The sequence below is a fragment of the Calditerrivibrio sp. genome (assembly GCA_026415135.1).
Taxonomy (GTDB): Bacteria; Chrysiogenota; Deferribacteres; order Deferribacterales; family Calditerrivibrionaceae; genus Calditerrivibrio.
The window spans coordinates 1-1,820 of record JAOAHS010000055.1 but is presented as its reverse complement, the minus strand read 5'-3'; the positions used below and the strand labels follow the sequence as shown (position 1 = coordinate 1,820).

The 1,820-nt window shown below is 35.1% G+C and carries 2 protein-coding genes; both read right to left on the bottom strand.

Annotated elements, in window-relative coordinates:
* The coding region (locus N3C60_09190) for an IS1182 family transposase (protein ID MCX8085081.1) at nt 1-1,408 on the bottom strand (1,408 nt) is incomplete at its 3' end.
* A gap of 157 nt (nt 1,409-1,565) precedes the next feature.
* Nucleotides 1,566-1,820 (bottom strand): S1 RNA-binding domain-containing protein (locus tag N3C60_09185; protein MCX8085080.1); only part of this gene is annotated, 255 nt, incomplete at its 5' end.

Genomic DNA, 1,820 nt, shown 5'->3' with positions numbered 1-1,820 from the left:
AAAAACAGATGAAACCAATCCGCAATTCATTAATAAATGAAAATAAATAGCTAGATAAATTGCGTTTCCAGAGATAGGTGGCTATCTTTTTAATATTTTGACATGCTGCAGTAAGCAAGCATTGCTCAACAACTTTGCTAATACCCCTATATCGGGCATAGCGAAGCCCGTGGAGTTCTTTACTATCTGCAAAGCTCCTTTCAATGGTTTCCTTTCTTCTGCTATACAAAACTTTTCCTTTATCGCTTAATCGATTTACTCTGATTTTTTCCTTACTGTCTTCCCATACATGGCGAGTTATTAGCTTAGCATGATTTTTAGATTTTGTACATTTCATTAAGTTTGGACAGTTTGCGCAAAGCTTATGATTGGATACATACTCACGGTAGCCTTTGCGATTTGTTGTACGGTAGATCAACTTTGTATTTTCCGGGCAAATGTAACAATCTTCAGACTTATCGTATTTGAATTGCCATTTATGAAATAATCCCTTTTTTGAATGATATCTACGGTGTCCGATTACTCCAAATATATCTCTTTGCTCTAAACCATAACTGATCGGCATAGTTAGATAGCCAGCATCTAATGCTACTTCCTGCACATCAAAGCCAAAACGCTCCCTTTGGCGATCAAGTCTTTCAAGGTATGGAATGCTATCGTGCACATTACCAGCTGTTACATGAACATCAGTTATTAGATTTAGTTTGCCATCTACTGTTCGGTGGTCAAGATAAAAAAATCCTTCTGGCTTTCCTTCTCTACACATGTACCCACTGTCTTTATCGGTTGTACTTACTTTTACTTCTTTTAACTCTTCACTAGGTGGTATTTCTTTTAAGGTTTTTTTACCATGCGCTTCGCGGTCTTTAGATATTGCATCATCTAGTTCATCGAGATATGTTTTGGTGGATTCCTTAACTTTCTGACGGGTAAATTTATGTTTATTAGCGTTGGCTTTTAGATGAGTTGAATCAGTGAATAAAGTTTTTCCTTCAATCAAACCGTTCTTTATTCCTAAGAGAACAATCTCATCGAATATATCTTGCATAATGTTTGTCCCATTAAACTTACGTTTCCTGTTCTGACTAATGGTTGAGTGGTGTGGTATTGGGTCGGTTAATGATAACTTTAAAAACCATCGATACGCTACATTAACTTCGATTTCTTTTATTATTTGTCTTTCTGAACGTATTCCATAAAGATATCCAATGAACAGTATTTTAAAAAGAACTATTGGGTCTATAGATGGACGCCCGTTGTTCTCACAGTAAAATTCTTTAGTCTTTTCTCGTATGAAACTAAAGTCTATATATTTATCTATCTTTCTTAATAGATGGTCTTCTGGTACTAGATCTCCTATATATACAAACTCCATTTTACTTTGTGTTTCCTTTGGGCTATTAAACATCATTCCACTCCTTAGTTCAGCTCTTTTTTATATTATACCATGTTTTTACATATAAATAAATAAGGCTGTTGACCTTTGTCAACAGCCTGAATTCTTGCCGTAAACGGCAAGAATTTTATAATGAAAAATATCAGGCTTTTTATCACTAACTAAAATCTTATTCTGCAGATTCTTCCTTCGGGTTATCAGATACAATCACAAAATCAATCTGTCTTTCATTTGGATTTACGCTTAACACTTCTATCTCAACCCTTTGACCGATACGATATATTTTGCGCGTCCGTTCACCTGTAAGGGTGAGTGTTTTTTCATCGTAATTATAATAATCGCCAAGCATGTTTGTAACATGTACCAAACCCTCAATAGAGTTGTCAAGTTCGACAAACATTCCAAAAGAAGTAACACTGGAGAT